We start from the raw sequence: 13821 nt of genomic DNA, 5'->3' as shown, positions 1-13821 counted from the left end.
CCACGGTGTGAGCGCGCAAGTGGCTGCGGCCAGGGGATATCCGCCAGGCACAAAAAAGCCCGGAACATAGGCCGGGCTTTTGGGGCTAACCGGTACAGGAGGATCAGGGATCGACGTAACCGGTCACTTCCAGGTCAAAGCCGGAGAGGGCGTTGTATTTCACCTGGCGGCCCAGCAGGCGGAACTGACGTACACCCAGGTCGCGCAGGATCTGGGAGCCCAGGCCAATGGTCAGCTGTGTGCTGCGACCACCGACGGCGGCAGGGGCGGGAGTCTCGCGCTTGCCAAGGGCGATGTCGACGCTGGCCAGCAGGTCATCCGGGTGTTCCTGACCGCCGAGGATCAGCAGTACACCGCCTTCTTCCTGAATCTTCTGCAGGCAGCGCTGGGTGTTCCAGCCGATGCTGTCACTGGGCTGTGTGCAGATAATGTCACGCAGGGTGCTGGTGAACTGCACCCGTACCAGGGGTTCGGTACCCGGCTCCAGCTGGCCCTTGGTGACGGCCAGGTGTACATCGCCATGGCAGGTGTCGCGGTAGGTGTGCAGGGTGAACTCACCGTGGTCGGTGTTGATGGTGCCCTCACTGACTTTTTCGATACTGCTTTCGTTGTGCACACGGTAGTGGATCAGGTCGGCAATGGTGCCGATCTTGATGCCGTGCTCCTCGGCAAACTTCTCCAGTTCCGGGCGACGGGCCATGGTGCCGTCCGGGTTCATGATCTCGCAGATCACACCGGAAGCATCAAAACCGGCCAGTCGGGACAGGTCGCAGGCGGCTTCGGTGTGGCCGGCGCGTACCAGTACACCGCCGGGCTCGGCAATCAGGGGGAAAATATGGCCGGGCTGCACAATGTCGTCCGCCTTGGCGTTGCGGGCTACAGCGGTACGCACGGTGAGGGCGCGGTCGGCGGCGGAAATACCGGTGTCCACGCCGTGGGCGGCTTCAATGGAGACGGTGAACTTGGTGCCAAAACCGGATTTGTTGCGCTCTACCATCAGTGGCAGCTTGAGGCGCTCACTGCGCTCGCGGGACATGGGCAGGCAGATCAGGCCGCAGGCGTAGCGGGCCATAAAGGCGATGTGTTCGGCCTCGACGCACTCGGCGGCCATAACGATGTCACCTTCGTTCTCGCGGTCTTCGTCATCCATGAGGATGACCATTTTGCCGAGACGGATGTCCTGGATGATTTCTTCAATCGTATTGAGTGCCATGATAAATCCTGGTTTGCCCGGAGGGGTGCTTGCGCTGCCGCCGCAGGGCGGAAAAGCTGGTGATAAAACGACCGGCGGCATACTACGCGCTCAGAGGGCGTCAGTCAAAGCTCCGACAGCCCCGGAGAGGGGAGCAAAACGGTGCCGGATATGGCGTTCCGAAGGTCGGATTTGCTGCCCGCAGAACCAGTATAGAAGCGCCCCGGGTAATTGCCGGGGCTGGTACGGGTGCTTATTTTCGGCCGTGGCCGGCACCGTGGTCCAGGGTACCAAACAGCCAGTCGTAGAAAGGGGTGATGGTGGCGTAGTTACCGCTGGTGAAGCGGGAGTGGTGTACGTGGTGCAGGAACGCCGCATAGTGCCAGTAGCGGAAGGGAAAGCGGGCCTCCGCTTCCACCTGATCGTGGTTGTGGGTATTGATCGCCAGGTAGGCGACGTGGGTAACCAACAGGGTAATCAGGCTGAATTTGCCCAGCAGCAGGCTCAGTACGCCGACGCTGGCCACAAACAGCACCACCCCGATGACCGTCTCCAGCGGGTGCAGGTAGTTGGAATCCTGGCGGCAGGGGTTTTTGTTCTGGTGGTGGATGGCGTGTACCTGCAACAGCGGCCCTCCCAGGGGGCCATCGTGAAACAGGAAGCGGTGGGTCAGGTAATAGAAGAAGTCATAGAACATCAGGATGACGACGATATCGAGGCCGATCTTCCACCAGGGCTGGCTGGCATCGGTAAGACAGAAAGGGAACACCAGCAGGAAGCCGGCCAGCAGGGGCACCGTTCCCCAGAAACGGCTGCGGGACTGGGCCTTGCGATAGTAGTCCCTCTGCATGCGCGAGTCGGCCACCTGTTGATTCAGCACCTGGGTTTGCCGCAGCACCGGAATCAGCCTGCCTAACAGGTTCAGGGCGGTAAGGATCAGGGCAACGCCCACCGCCAGATAGAGGGAGAGCAAAAACTGGTAGTGCTCACCGAGGGTAGAAGCCAGGGTCGACATGGTTGCGCATTCCTGAGTGGGTGTGGTTTTTTATCGTTATTGTTCATGGCGCTCTCCTGCCGCCATCTGCCCCCTGGACCGCTATTTCCGGTATACGCCTGCCGGTTGACGTGGTTCGGGGCTATCCCTAGTATCTTACTGACTAATTGGTCAGTAAGAGGTGATGATGGTAGCGGAGCCCAAAGCCACCCGCAAGCGAGTTGATCCCCGCTTACGCCGCGCGCTGATTATGGAAGAGGCGGTCAGCCTGATTGGTGAGTGCGGGTACAACGGTTTCAACCTCCATGACCTGGCGCGCCGTTGTGGCCTCTCCAATGGCGGTGTGCTTTATCATTTTCCGTCCAAGGAACACCTGTTTCTGGCCATGCTGGAGAGCCTGCACCAACAGCAGGAGGCCCATCTGCAGCCCCTCGTTGATCAGCTGCAGTCCGAGCTCGCCACCGGTGGAGTCAGTCGCAGTACACTTCGTCAATTACTTCGTGGCATCGCCGTGGCCGGGCAGGACAGGCCGGCGGTGGCGCAGGTATTTCTCACCCTGAAGGTGGAGTCCTCTCACCCCGGCCATCCGGCCTACGACTATTTTCAACGTGTGGACAGGCAAACCCGCGACCTGTTACTCAGCGCCTGCAGTGGGCTGGTAGCGGAGCCGTTACGCCTTGCGCGGCAGTTACAGGCGGTGCTGGATGGATTGCTGGTGGTGTGGTTGCGGGAGGAGAAGGGTTTTGACTTTGTGGCCGAAGTGGATGCGGCCTTGGAAACATTGCTTCCGGGCGGTTGAGTCCGGGCTGTGAATTCTGGGCGGGGCCAGTGGCGCTCACTGGAAGGTGCTGCGTAACGGATCTGTAGCTGATCCGCCAGGCATACCGCTATCGGCATGCCTGGCGAAGTGCCGAAGGCTGGGGATCAGACCCGCTGCAGGGATTTTTCCAGATCGAGCACTTTGCGACGTGCCAGCGCCAGGTTGGAATTCTTTTTATCCAGCACCTGATAGAGGAACAGGCCTTCGTTGGAGGTGCTGGGGCGAATGATGTGCAGCTGGGTGCCCAGGGTAATGAGGATATCCTCAATACCACCTTCAATTCCCAGTGACTTCATGGTGTTGAGTTTGGCTTTTACCACCTCGCTGTTACCGGCAGCTGCCAGCTCCAGGTCCACACCGGCGCCAGCACTGCCCAGCAGCATGCCCGAGGTGTAGTCGACGATAGCGCAACCCAGTGCGCCATCAATGTCCATCAAACCCGAAAGTGTTTCATTGATATTGGCCATCTTGTTAATTCCTCAGTGCTTGGTAATTTGACAAAGCGTGTTGACGTTCTGTCAGTGAAAAAATCAGTGAAAATTATTGCTAATCTGTTCGGCCAGGCGGCTGATCATGACCCTGAGCTGACCGATGTTCATTGACTCATCGGCTGACATGGTGAGCACAAACTCCCCCTGCTGCAGTTGCAGTGAGACAAAGGCTACATTGCCCTTTTCCGATTCAATAAAGGCAACCCGGAATGGTTTCAGCAGAATCTGTTTGGAAACCGCGTTGCTGACAGAGTGCAGGGTACTGGATGCTGCCGCCAGGGTGTCCAGCTCGAAGTGGATCCTGTCCAGTGAGCGACTGACAATGGGGAAGCCGTCGGAGGTGGCCAGGCAGATCAGGTCAATGGCGGCGTAGTTTTCCATGTGCTGGCCGAAGGCGCTGTCGGCATAATCTCTCAGTTCTGTGTTAGCTGGCATCGGCTACTCCCACCTCAACGAACTCCGGTTGCTGAAATATATCGCCTGCGCTGTCGAGCGAATGGAACAGCTCCAGCAGCATAATGGATGACTCCACATCCCGGGGATCCACTGGCAGGATCGGGGCCACCAGGTTGTGCGCCGCGAGGGTAAACTCGATGTAGTCAACGAGGACTTCCAGTTCATCGCCGGTGGCGTCTTCGGTATGACTGATGCCCACCACTACTGGCAGGCCGTTGCTGTGGGGCTGGTAAAACCGCAGTATGTGCTCGAGGTCCTCCAGGTTCAGGCCGTCGCCATATTTCACCAGGATTAACAGACCCCACAGCCCCTGCCGCACGGTTTCCCACAGCAGTGAAAACCGCCGCTGACCAGGCAGGCCGTAAAGCCCGAGCGCGGTGTCTTCATCCAGCGACAGGCGCCCATAGTCGATACCGACTGTGGTGAATTCTTTGCCAATATCAACGCTGGAGCGGGCCTCTGTGGCGAACGGCGAGATCTCGCTGATGGTATTGATAAGTTGGGTTTTTCCGGCGCCGACCTCACCGACAATGGCGAGCTTTTTGTAGATTTTGTTCATAGGATCAGCTGACCCGTAATCTGGTGTTGGTCAGGAATTTTCTCATTAATGCACCGAAGCGATCTCCCGACGACGTTTGGACCGGTTCGGTTTCGGTTGCTTCTGAGCTGCTGGCGGCGGCCTCCATGGGAGCGAAGACCAAAACGCCAATGTGATTCAGTTGGCTGAGAAATTCAGTAAGCTCCGCTTCACTGCGCCACAGGCAGTGCCGGAATAATTCCTGGTAGCTGATCTTGCCCTTGCTCATCAGGGCGCAGGCCTTCATGACCTGGGAAGAGAGCTTGACCTGACTGGCCTTGGGCCAGGCGCGGATCGACAATAAATGTGTGTGCAGGCGTTCGGTGTCTGTGCCCGTATCAACGGCGTCTGCGGTAACTTCCCGGGTTGCGGCAGGTAAGGTCTCTGCAGGTGCGGTGACGATGGCTGGTGAAGGCGTAAATATGGTGTGAAAAAGCGCAGTAGCTGCTGGCTGGTCGGTTTTAAGATGCGGCTCCAGCTCGGTTTTAATACGTTCCAGATGGGCTGGTGTGGTGTGTCCGCCGGGACGGATGTAGCGCATGTTCCAGCCGCTGAATACCGGTTTTTCGCAGCGATAGTTGGCAATGATTGTCAGCGTTTCTATCTGGTAGTCGCGTCGGGCTTTGTAAATTGCTTCGCCAATGGTGTCCTGATGACCTTCAAGAATCTGGAAGATGATATCTTCCTGCACCAGGAATATTCCCTGAATCTGCTTGCTGGAATTGAAAATTCGCGATCGGTTGAATATATCAAGAACCTGTTCGCAGAGTTGACTTCGATTCGAGCTTGATAGCTTGCCGATGCAAGCGATTCGTCTCATAGGATAACTTAACCCCGATGCCATCTTGGCTTACCACAAAATGCAGACGACCTGGGTGTCGTCGCCAAAAGGAAAACTGAACCACGCAATATAGTTTGTACTTTTGGTCGTGCTTCTTCCTGATTTGTTTTCGATCCTAGTCATCTTTTGTATTGCCAGCAATGGGCTCTTTATACGTTTTTGTCACAGGAAAATTGCAATATTAAAAATTTGGTTCTGATGTTTGTTGCGGTTTATTTTTTGTGATTATCTTTTGTTCGGATCGCATGTAGTTAAGTGTCTTTCGTTCAAAATACGAACATAAAAGCCTTTCGGAGAAAATGGTTTTATGCGGCGCGGATCTGCTGCGATATGTACAGCGTTTGCTGAAAAGGTAAACTGGCTCACAAAAAAATAAGTCGTCAGTTAATGGTCAGGGTGCGTGCACCATAGTGGTTGTGCATGCACCACGGCGGTTCGCGAGTTGTCCGGTTCAGCATGCGCGGAAGTCGTTCAAGGATAGCTGTGCACGGCAGCCGGGGCGGTCATTCTTTCGGATAGTTCGGGTGCGACTTGGGTCGTGCGCCGATCGGTGACTGAGGATGGCTCGCCGACACCCATCACTGCAATTATTCCCCGGCGTGAAGCCGGTATGATGTTGCCGCACTAGACCAACCGGATTCGGGGGCACGACCGGATGCACAATCTTCCTGTAATCGCCATTTGTGGTGTGCCCGGATCGGGCAAGTCTTCACTGACCGCTGCGCTGGTACTAGAAACCGGCGGCCTGCATCTGGATATGGATGAGTATCAGACCTTTACCGACCAGGATGTTCACGCAATTGCCGCCCAGGCCGATCACACAGGGTTTTATAATCTTTTCGATGTGCCGGAGCTGGATACCCACCTCGCTGGCCTCAAGTCCGGGCAAGCGGTAGCATTACCAGGCGCCCGGGAGGCGCTCAGGGCCATGGGCCCTATTGTGTTCGAAACCCACTTTGGACGTGCGCATCACAAAGCCGGGCAATATATAGATGTAATGATCTGGCTCGATTGCCCCCTCGCCCTGGCGCTGACACGCAAGCTCAGTTTTTTCCTGGATGAATTCCTGCGGGATGACCACCAGTACCTGCCGCTGCTGGAACACTGTGGTTTTGAACCGCTGTCGATTACATGCCTGCCCCTGGAGAGCGATTTCCGCCTGATCCTGGCTCGCAAACGATAGCGGTGCCGCGGGTTTGACTGATCCGTTCGGATAACCATCTGCCGGTGGAGCCGGACCGTGTTGCCGGGAGGGCGGCACATTACTTGCGTGATGTTTTACTTTTGCGCAGTTGATAAGGAGGCATGATGAGTTTGCGTAATGCCGTACAGTTGATCTGCTATCCAAACCGGATGGGAGAGAATCTGCAGGACCTGCATGAGGTCATTAATCACTATTTCTCCGATTGCATCGGAGGTGTTCACATACTCCCCTTTTTCCCCTCCAATGCGGATGGTGGCTTTGCGCCATTAACCCACCGCGAAGTAGAGCCCAGCTACGGGGGTTGGGCCGATATTGAAGCGATCTCCGCGGAATATGATCTGGTCTGCGATGTGACCATCAACCATATCTCCGACGAGTCGGTGGAGTTCCAGGACTATATCGCCAACGGCAAGGATTCGGAGTTCGCCGAGCTGTTTGTGGATGTGGATGCGCTGGGTGAGATCAGTCACGATGATCTGGCCAAGATTCACATACGCAAGGAGAAAGAGCCCTTTCGCGATGTTGTGTTCGCTGATGGTTCACAAGGACGGGTGTGGTGCACGTTTACCGAGCATCAGGTAGACCTTAACTACCAGTCAGAGAAAACCTACCAGTTTATGGCGGAGAATATGCAGTTCCTCGCCGGCAAGGGTGTGAAGTTGTTTCGTCTTGATGCTTTCGGTTACACCACCAAGCGCATCGGCAGCAGTTGTTTCCTGGTGGAGCCGGAAGTTTACCGGCTGCTGGAGTGGGCTAACGAGGTGGCACAGATGCACGGCGCGGAGATCCTGCCGGAGGTGCACGACCATCCCAGCTACCAGTACGCCATTAGTCGCCGCAATATGCACCCTTATGGTTTTGCGTTGCCACCGCTGGTGCTCTACACCCTGCTGGATCGCAACAGCAAATACCTGAAGGACTGGTTGCGCATGTGTCCGCGCAATATGGTCACGGTGCTGGACACCCATGACGGCATCTGCATCCCCGATGTGGAATCCATCCTGCCGGAAGACAAGATCGCTTTCCTGATTGATAACATCGACAGCCGCAGTGCCGATCCGATCCTGCGTCGTTCAGCGGTAAATGTACACAGTGTCGGCGCGATTTATCAGCTCACCTGTACCTTCTACGAAGCGTTAATGAAAAACGACGACGCTTACATTGCGGCCCGCGCCATTCAGTATTTCACGCCGGGAATTCCGCAGGTCTATTACGTCGGGCTGTTGGCGGGTTGCAACGATTATGACCTGATGGACAGTACCGGTGAGCTACGGGATATCAACCGCCACTTCTACAGCAAGGAGGAGATCGCTGAAGCTGTGGAGCTTCCGGTGGTGCAGCGGCTGCTGCAGCTGACCCGTTTCCGCAGCGGTTATCCCGCGTTTGACGGGCACTTCGAGCTTAACTATTCCAGCGCCTGCAGTGTCAGCATGGCCTGGCGCCACGGTGACTACTACTGCAGCCTGTTTGTGGATCTCAACTTCAATACCACGACTATCGAGTACTGGGATGAGGAAGACAAGGCGATGGTCAGCGAGCGTTTCTGAGACTTTTGCTGCGATTACCAGAAAGCAATCACAACCGTTGCAGTTAACAGTGTCAGCAGGGTGGCACCAACACGCAGGCCAGCGCTGACGGCAGCCGGCTCCCTGCCGGTTATGATCGCGGCCTGCTCAGCGCTGGCAGGCTGCCAGTTGCAGACTTGTTGCAACAGCAGGATAAAGATCAGGGTTGCGGCGAAGAGGATGCCGGCAAGGATAGTGAAATGCAGCCCCAGCCATCCCAGCTGTTGGGCGCAAAAACAGATCAGTGAAAGGGCGTGCCCGGCGACCGTGCCAGCCAGCGCAGCGCGGGCGCCGACCCGATGGCTGATAAACGCGGCGGCAAACAGTGCCACCAGTGGTGGCGTCACAAAGGCAAAGGTCTGCTGCAGGTAGGCAAATATCCCCGGGAAGCTGTCAATCATCGGTGCCCACAGTGCCGCCAGAACCATCAGTATCAGTGTGGTGATTCTCCCCCAGCGCGCCAGTGCCTGCGGTGACAGTTGGTGATGCCGTGGCTGCACAAAATCCACCATCACCAGTGTCGAGCTGGAATTCAGGGTGGAGTCGACACTGGACATGATCGCTGCCATCAGTCCCGCCAGCATAAGGCCCGCCAGTCCCGGTGGGGCGTATTCGGCAATCAGCCGCGGAAACACCGTATCGGCCCGTTCCAGGTCGCCGAACAGGCTTATCGCCATCACCCCGGGTAACACCATAATAAACAGCGGCAGCAGTTTGAGTGCAGCGGCTATCAGTGCGCCGCGCCCGGCCGCTTCGGCACTGCGGGCACCCAGCAGGCGCTGCGCCACATACTGGTTCATGGTCCAGTAGTAAAAGCCGAGAATGGGCAGGCCAATAAGGGTGCCGAGCCAGGGCAGGGCGGGATCATCCAGCGGCCGGATCAGTGACAACTTCTCCTCGCTGACGCTTGCAGTTACGGCCTCCCAGGAGTAGTCGAATTCGCCGAACACAATAAGGGTCAGTACCAGCGATCCCAGCAGCAGGATCACAGCCTGGAGTACGTCGGTGTAGACCACTGCACGCAGGCCCCCGGCGGTGGTGTAGAGACCGGCAAATAGTGCCATCACGGCGATGGTGGGTGCCAGCTCCAGCCCTGGGATAAACAGCATCATCACCAGGGCGCCAGCGTAGAGGCTGCCGGCGGTATCCAGCACGATACTGAGAAACAGGGTGCAGGCGGAGAGGTACTTGCGCAGGCGACTGTCGAAGCGCCGCTCCAGAATCTCCGGTACCGTGGTCAGCCGCTGGCGGATGAAGACCGGCGCCACAAACAGCGCAGAGAAGAGCAGCACCAGTGCCGCCATCCATTCGTAGTTGGCCACCGAGATCCCATACTCCCAGGCGGCGCCGGGCAAACCGATCAGGGTGGTGGAGGAGATGTTGGAGGCAAACAGTGACAGGCCAATCACACCGGCGCCGAGGCTGCGGCCGGCGAGAAACAGTTCGTCGGCGTTGGGCTGGCGCCGGGTAACCAGGGCGCAGACGCCAACCACCAGTAACAGGTAGAGCACAAGGATAGTGATATCGAGTGAATGCAGAGCCACGGCGAGGCTGTCCCCGGTTGTGTTGTCGATTCCGTTTGCGCCGGTACAGTTGACCCAATGGTAAAACATTCATGGCGCGCAATTGCAAATTTGGGCGTTGCCCTGCTTCCGGATTGCGAATGTCGCAGGGGATTTCGACTCTGCTATGCTCTCAAGGGCAGCACTAACGGTGCATGAGAGATAACAAGCTATAACAAGCCAGAGAGAACAAGGAGTTCGACCAATGAAAGTACGTGGCTCAAGAGTGATGATGGCAATCCTGGCAGCGGGATTGCTGGGCGCCTGTGCACAGCTGAACCCACCACCGCCGGAAGTCAGCCACGACGGCCTGCTGCTGGTGCCGGACACCAAGTTTGCCATGGTGTACCGGGCCGCCGATGCCGACTTCTCGGCTTACCGCCAGGTGGCGTTGGCGCCCTGTGCGGTAGCTTTCCGCAAGCGCTGGCTGCAGGACCAGAATAACTCCCGCATGGACCTGTCCAGCCGGGTGACCAAAAAGGATATGGCCCGCATTCAGGAGAGCCTGGGCGGCATCTGCGACAGCCACTTCCATGAAGCCATGGCCGCCAGCGGCCAGTTCACGCTGGTGGACGATGCGCAGGCATCGGATCAGCCCGCGCTGCTGTTAAAGCCCGCCATCGTTAACCTTGATATCAATGCTCCGGACACCATGAGCGCGGGCATGAGTCGCAGCTACACCACTTCCGCCGGTGAGATGACGCTCTATCTGGAGATCTACGACGCCACCACCGGCGCTATCCTGGCGCGGGTGGTGGATCGTCGCAAGGACCCGGACAGTTCGCGTATGGAGTGGAGTAACAGCGTCACCAACCGCGCCGATGCCGATCGCATCTTCCGTCGCTGGATGACACAGTTGCAGGAGGGACTGGCAAAAGCAGTCGCAGCCGGCGGCTGATACCGGGCTGCGACTGCGGTGAGCGGGGGTCCGAATGGCCGCCGCTGTCACCAGTCACTGACAAGCGCTGGCGCAGTCCGTATCATCTGCCTCCAGATTTATCTGGAGACCCGACTATGACTTCGTCCCCCATTCGCCTCACCGAGTACAGCCACGGCGCCGGTTGTGGCTGCAAGATCTCCCCCCGGGTGCTGGACCAGATTCTCGTTTCACAGCTGCAGCTGCCGGATTTCCCCCAGCTGCTGGTGGGCAACAGCAGCAAGGACGACGCTGCTGCCTTTGACCTGGGTGGCGGTCAGGTGGTGCTAAGTACTACCGACTTCTTTATGCCCATTGTGGATGACCCCTTCGATTTTGGTCGTATCGCCGCCACCAACGCCATCAGCGACATCTACGCCATGGGCGGCCAGCCGCTGATGGCCATCGCCATCCTCGGCTGGCCGGTGAACAGCCTGCCGCCGGAGGTGGCGCAGCAGGTGGTTGAAGGTGGACGCCAGGCCTGTGCCGATGCTGGCATTCCCCTGGCCGGTGGCCACAGCATTGACGCGCCGGAGCCTATCTTTGGTCTCGCGGTTACCGGTCTTACCCGTCGCGAACACCTGAAGCAAAACAACCAGGCGCAGGTGGGGGATCGCCTCTATCTCACCAAGCCGCTGGGTATCGGCATCCTCACCACCGCCCAGAAGCAGAAGAAGCTGCTCCCGGAGCACACCCACCTGGCCCGCGACATCATGTGCCAGCTGAATAAGGTGGGTGCCCTGGCCGCACAGCTGGATGGGGTGACCGCCATTACCGATGTCACCGGCTTCGGCCTCATGGGGCACCTGCTGGAGGTGGCGGAGGGCAGTGGCGTACAGGCACTGGTGAATGCGGCCGCCGTACCGGTGATCCCGGAGGCGCGGGACTATCTGGCGCAGGGATGTGTCCCCGGTGGGACGGGCCGTAACCTGGAGAGCTACGGCCACAAACTGGCGCCCATGGCGTCGCCGGTGCAGCAGCTGTTGTGTGACCCGCAAACCAGCGGTGGCCTGCTGATTGCGGTACGGCCAGAGCAGGCGCAGGCGTTGGAAGCCCTGCTGGCCGGGCACGGACTCCACGCCTCCAGCATCGGCGAACTGGCCCCGGCGGGTGAGTTTGCGGTCATCGTGCGCGGAGAGATTGAGCTGTGAGTCGCCCGGACGCCAAAGCCGACGCCAACGATTTTCGCCATATATTCCTCAACGATATCCCGTTGATCGATACCCGCGCACCGGTGGAGTTTGCCAAGGGGGCCTTCCCCACCAGTATCAGCCTGCCGTTGATGACCAACGAGGAGCGGGCCCAGGTCGGCACCTGCTACAAACAGCGGGGTCAGGAGGAGGCCATCAAGCTGGGGCACCAGCTGGTACAGGGTGAGGTCAAGGCGCAGCGGGTAAACGCCTGGATCGACTTTGCCACGCAGAATCCGCAGGGCTACCTATATTGTTGGCGCGGCGGCCTGCGCAGCCAGATATGCCAGCAGTGGATGCATGAAGCGGGCTGCGATTTCCCCCGCGTTGGTGGCGGCTACAAGGCCATGCGCCGTTTCCTGATCGATGAATTTGAACGTATCTGTGCCAGCCAGTCGTTGCTGCTGTTGGGCGGCCGCACCGGCTGTGACAAGACCGGGCTGGTGCAGGAGGTGCCGCAGGCGGTGGACCTGGAGCAGTTGGCCAACCATCTCGGCTCCAGCTTTGGCCGTCGTCCCGGTGGCCAGCCAACCCAGCTCAATTTTGAAAACGCGGTAGCGGTGGCCATGCTCAAGGCGGAGCAGCAGTCACAGCAGCTCGGCCAGCCTATCCTGTTGGAAGATGAAGGCCGTTTGGTGGGTCGCTGTTCACTGCCTCTGCCATTGACCAAAGCCATGAGTGGCTCCGCCATTGTGCTGCTGGAAGTGTCGCTGGAAGAGCGCATTGAGCACACCTACCGCAACTACATTCTCAATCGTCAGCTGGAGTGGCAGCAGCACCTGGGCGAGGAAGCGGGCTTCGACGCTTTTGCCGACGACCTGCGACAGTCGCTGCACCGGGTGCGGCGGCGGTTGGGCGGCGTACTCTACCAGGCACTGGAGCAGTTGTTGTCCGTGGCACTGGAACAGCATCGCCAGGGCAATACCGAGTTGCACCGGCAGTGGATTCGCGCGCTGCTGGTGGAGTATTACGACCCTATGTACGACTACCAGTTGAGCAAGCGCCAGCAGTTGATTGTGTTCCGCGGCGATCGCGCCGCGGTGCGTGACTATCTAAAAGGTCATCTAAAGGGCAATCTGCAGACCACTCCGCAGACCGGCCGTCATTAATTTATTTACCGAACATCAGACACAGGGAACTGTTATGAACTTTCTGCGTTATATCCGCCATACCTGCCTTCTGGCTTTGTTGCTCTGCGGCGCCGCTGTGCAGGCGGAGACTTTTGTTTTCACTGCTATTCCCGACCAGGATGAAACCCAGCTGCAGGAGCGTTTCGGCAAGGTGGCGGACTACCTCAGCAAGGAACTGGGGGTGGAGGTGCGCTATATCCCGGTGAAATCCTACGCTGCGGCCATTACCGCTTTCCGCAACAACCAGGTGCAGCTGGCCTGGTTTGGCGGTCTCTCCGGTGTGCAGGCGCGGCGTCTGGTGCCGGGCTCGGTTGCCCTGGCACAGGGTTATGAGGATCAGTTCTTCAAGAGTTTCTTTATCGCCCACAAGAGCGCCGGCCTGCAGCCAGGTGAGACGCTGCCCGAGGCCCTCAAGGGCAAGACCTTTACCTTCGGCAGCAAGGGTTCCACCTCCGGTCGCCTGATGCCGGAGTTCTACCTGCGGGAGCAGTTCGGTATGGCGCCGGAGAAACTCTTCTCCCGGGTCGGCTTCTCCGGTGATCACAGCCGCACCATTGCCCAGGTGCAGGCGGGCGCCTACCAGGTGGGGGCGGTGAACTACGCCGTGTGGGAGAGCGAACTGGCCGCCGGCAAGATCGACACCGACAAGGTGCAGGTGATCTGGACCACCCCTACCTACCCTGATTACCAGTGGAGCATTCGCGGTGATGTGGACAAGCGTTTCGGTGCCGGCTTCCAGGACAAGGTGCGTGCAGCGCTGCTGGACATGAAGGATCCCGAGCTGCTGGCCAGTTTCCCGCGGCAGAGCTTTGTGCCCGCCAGCAACGACGACTACGACCCCATCGAAGAGACGGCCAAGGCCATCGACCTGCTGGACTGATGC

14 protein-coding genes are annotated in these 13821 nt (G+C 58.5%); 7 read left to right on the top strand and 7 right to left on the bottom strand.

Translation table 11 applies throughout. The annotated features are described in order from the left end of the window. Positions 1-103 precede the first annotated feature (103 nt). Together ribBA and GSF27_RS08225 are read right to left on the bottom strand one after the other, a co-directional pair. Positions 104-1213 (bottom strand): bifunctional 3,4-dihydroxy-2-butanone-4-phosphate synthase/GTP cyclohydrolase II, encoded by a 1110-nt coding sequence (gene ribBA / locus GSF27_RS08230; RefSeq protein ID WP_160967792.1) that lies wholly within the window; start codon positions 1211-1213, stop codon positions 104-106. A gap of 232 nt (positions 1214-1445) precedes the next feature. After that, positions 1446-2207: a sterol desaturase family protein gene (locus tag GSF27_RS08225; protein WP_160967790.1), complete on the bottom strand. Its 762-nt coding sequence runs from the start codon at positions 2205-2207 to the stop codon at positions 1446-1448. 163 nt (positions 2208-2370) lie between these two features. Here GSF27_RS08225 and GSF27_RS08220 point away from each other — a divergent pair, with 163 nt between their 5' ends. Then, entirely contained in the window at positions 2371-2985 is a 615-nt protein-coding gene (locus GSF27_RS08220; RefSeq protein WP_160967788.1) for a TetR/AcrR family transcriptional regulator, read from the top strand. 125 nt (positions 2986-3110) lie between these two features. Here the strand turns inward: GSF27_RS08220 and GSF27_RS08215 are convergent, their stop codons facing one another. The 4 genes from GSF27_RS08215 to GSF27_RS08200 all read right to left on the bottom strand — a co-directional run bounded on the left by GSF27_RS08215 (position 3111) and on the right by GSF27_RS08200 (position 5350). Next, on the bottom strand, positions 3111-3473 hold the full coding sequence (locus tag GSF27_RS08215) for a hypothetical protein (protein WP_160967786.1): 363 nt from the start codon (positions 3471-3473) through the stop codon (positions 3111-3113). Between the two features lie 63 nt (positions 3474-3536). Beyond that, positions 3537-3932 carry a hypothetical protein gene (locus GSF27_RS08210; RefSeq protein ID WP_160967783.1) on the bottom strand — a complete coding sequence of 132 codons (396 nt, stop codon included), beginning with the start codon at positions 3930-3932 and terminating at the stop codon, positions 3537-3539. Next, on the bottom strand, positions 3922-4512 hold the full coding sequence (locus tag GSF27_RS08205) for an ATP/GTP-binding protein (RefSeq protein WP_160967781.1): 591 nt from the start codon (positions 4510-4512) through the stop codon (positions 3922-3924). Before GSF27_RS08205 ends, GSF27_RS08210 begins: the two co-directional genes overlap by 11 nt. Before the next feature lie 4 nt (positions 4513-4516). After that, the gene (locus tag GSF27_RS08200) at positions 4517-5350 is read right to left on the bottom strand and encodes a BLUF domain-containing protein (protein ID WP_160967779.1); all 834 of its coding nucleotides are present in this window, start codon (positions 5348-5350) and stop codon (positions 4517-4519) included. Positions 5351-6026: 676 nt separating this feature from the next. Between GSF27_RS08200 and GSF27_RS08195 the strand changes: the two genes are divergently transcribed. Next, positions 6027-6554 carry a hypothetical protein gene (locus GSF27_RS08195; protein WP_160967777.1) on the top strand — a complete coding sequence of 176 codons (528 nt, stop codon included), beginning with the start codon at positions 6027-6029 and terminating at the stop codon, positions 6552-6554. 122 nt (positions 6555-6676) lie between these two features. Continuing rightward, positions 6677-8122, top strand: coding sequence for a sucrose phosphorylase (gtfA, locus tag GSF27_RS08190; protein WP_237457462.1), 1446 nt, complete (start codon positions 6677-6679; stop codon positions 8120-8122). Positions 8123-8136: 14 nt separating this feature from the next. Here the strand turns inward: gtfA and GSF27_RS08185 are convergent, their stop codons facing one another. Beyond that, the gene (locus GSF27_RS08185) at positions 8137-9684 is read right to left on the bottom strand and encodes a sodium/solute symporter (protein ID WP_202410356.1); all 1548 of its coding nucleotides are present in this window, start codon (positions 9682-9684) and stop codon (positions 8137-8139) included. Positions 9685-9907: 223 nt separating this feature from the next. Here GSF27_RS08185 and GSF27_RS08180 point away from each other — a divergent pair, with 223 nt between their 5' ends. From GSF27_RS08180 to GSF27_RS08165, 4 genes are all read left to right on the top strand, one after another. After that, positions 9908-10600: a DUF3313 family protein gene (locus GSF27_RS08180; protein ID WP_160967772.1), complete on the top strand. Its 693-nt coding sequence runs from the start codon at positions 9908-9910 to the stop codon at positions 10598-10600. Between the two features lie 116 nt (positions 10601-10716). After that, positions 10717-11769, top strand: a complete 1053-nt coding sequence (gene selD, locus GSF27_RS08175; protein ID WP_160967770.1) for a selenide, water dikinase SelD — start codon at positions 10717-10719, stop codon at positions 11767-11769. Further along, positions 11766-12917, top strand: a complete 1152-nt coding sequence (mnmH, locus tag GSF27_RS08170; protein WP_160967768.1) for a tRNA 2-selenouridine(34) synthase MnmH — start codon at positions 11766-11768, stop codon at positions 12915-12917. Before selD ends, mnmH begins: the two co-directional genes overlap by 4 nt. Before the next feature lie 34 nt (positions 12918-12951). Continuing rightward, the gene (locus GSF27_RS08165) at positions 12952-13818 is read left to right on the top strand and encodes a putative selenate ABC transporter substrate-binding protein (protein WP_160967766.1); all 867 of its coding nucleotides are present in this window, start codon (positions 12952-12954) and stop codon (positions 13816-13818) included. The last annotated feature ends 3 nt before the right edge of the window (positions 13819-13821 follow it).

Origin of the sequence: Pseudomaricurvus sp. HS19 (assembly GCF_009857815.1) — a bacterium.
Taxonomy (GTDB): domain Bacteria; phylum Pseudomonadota; class Gammaproteobacteria; order Pseudomonadales; family Cellvibrionaceae; genus Pseudomaricurvus.
This window is presented reverse-complemented; position numbering and strand designations above follow the sequence as displayed.

Bases quoted from the DNA above. Each gene is read 5' to 3' on its own strand.
- gtfA (WP_237457462.1), top strand. From the start codon at position 6,677: ATGATGAGTTTGCGTAATGCCGTACAGTTGATCTGCTATCCAAACCGG.
- GSF27_RS08195 (WP_160967777.1), top strand. From the start codon at position 6,027: ATGCACAATCTTCCTGTAATCGCCATTTGTGGTGTGCCCGGATCGGGC.
- GSF27_RS08225 (WP_160967790.1), bottom strand. From the start codon at position 2,207: ATGTCGACCCTGGCTTCTACCCTCGGTGAGCACTACCAGTTTTTGCTC.
- GSF27_RS08200 (WP_160967779.1), bottom strand. From the start codon at position 5,350: ATGAGACGAATCGCTTGCATCGGCAAGCTATCAAGCTCGAATCGAAGT.
- ribBA (WP_160967792.1), bottom strand. From the start codon at position 1,213: ATGGCACTCAATACGATTGAAGAAATCATCCAGGACATCCGTCTCGGC.
- GSF27_RS08180 (WP_160967772.1), top strand. From the start codon at position 9,908: ATGAAAGTACGTGGCTCAAGAGTGATGATGGCAATCCTGGCAGCGGGA.
- GSF27_RS08165 (WP_160967766.1), top strand. From the start codon at position 12,952: ATGAACTTTCTGCGTTATATCCGCCATACCTGCCTTCTGGCTTTGTTG.
- GSF27_RS08210 (WP_160967783.1), bottom strand. From the start codon at position 3,932: ATGCCAGCTAACACAGAACTGAGAGATTATGCCGACAGCGCCTTCGGC.
- GSF27_RS08205 (WP_160967781.1), bottom strand. From the start codon at position 4,512: ATGAACAAAATCTACAAAAAGCTCGCCATTGTCGGTGAGGTCGGCGCC.
- GSF27_RS08215 (WP_160967786.1), bottom strand. From the start codon at position 3,473: ATGGCCAATATCAATGAAACACTTTCGGGTTTGATGGACATTGATGGC.
- GSF27_RS08220 (WP_160967788.1), top strand. From the start codon at position 2,371: ATGATGGTAGCGGAGCCCAAAGCCACCCGCAAGCGAGTTGATCCCCGC.
- selD (WP_160967770.1), top strand. From the start codon at position 10,717: ATGACTTCGTCCCCCATTCGCCTCACCGAGTACAGCCACGGCGCCGGT.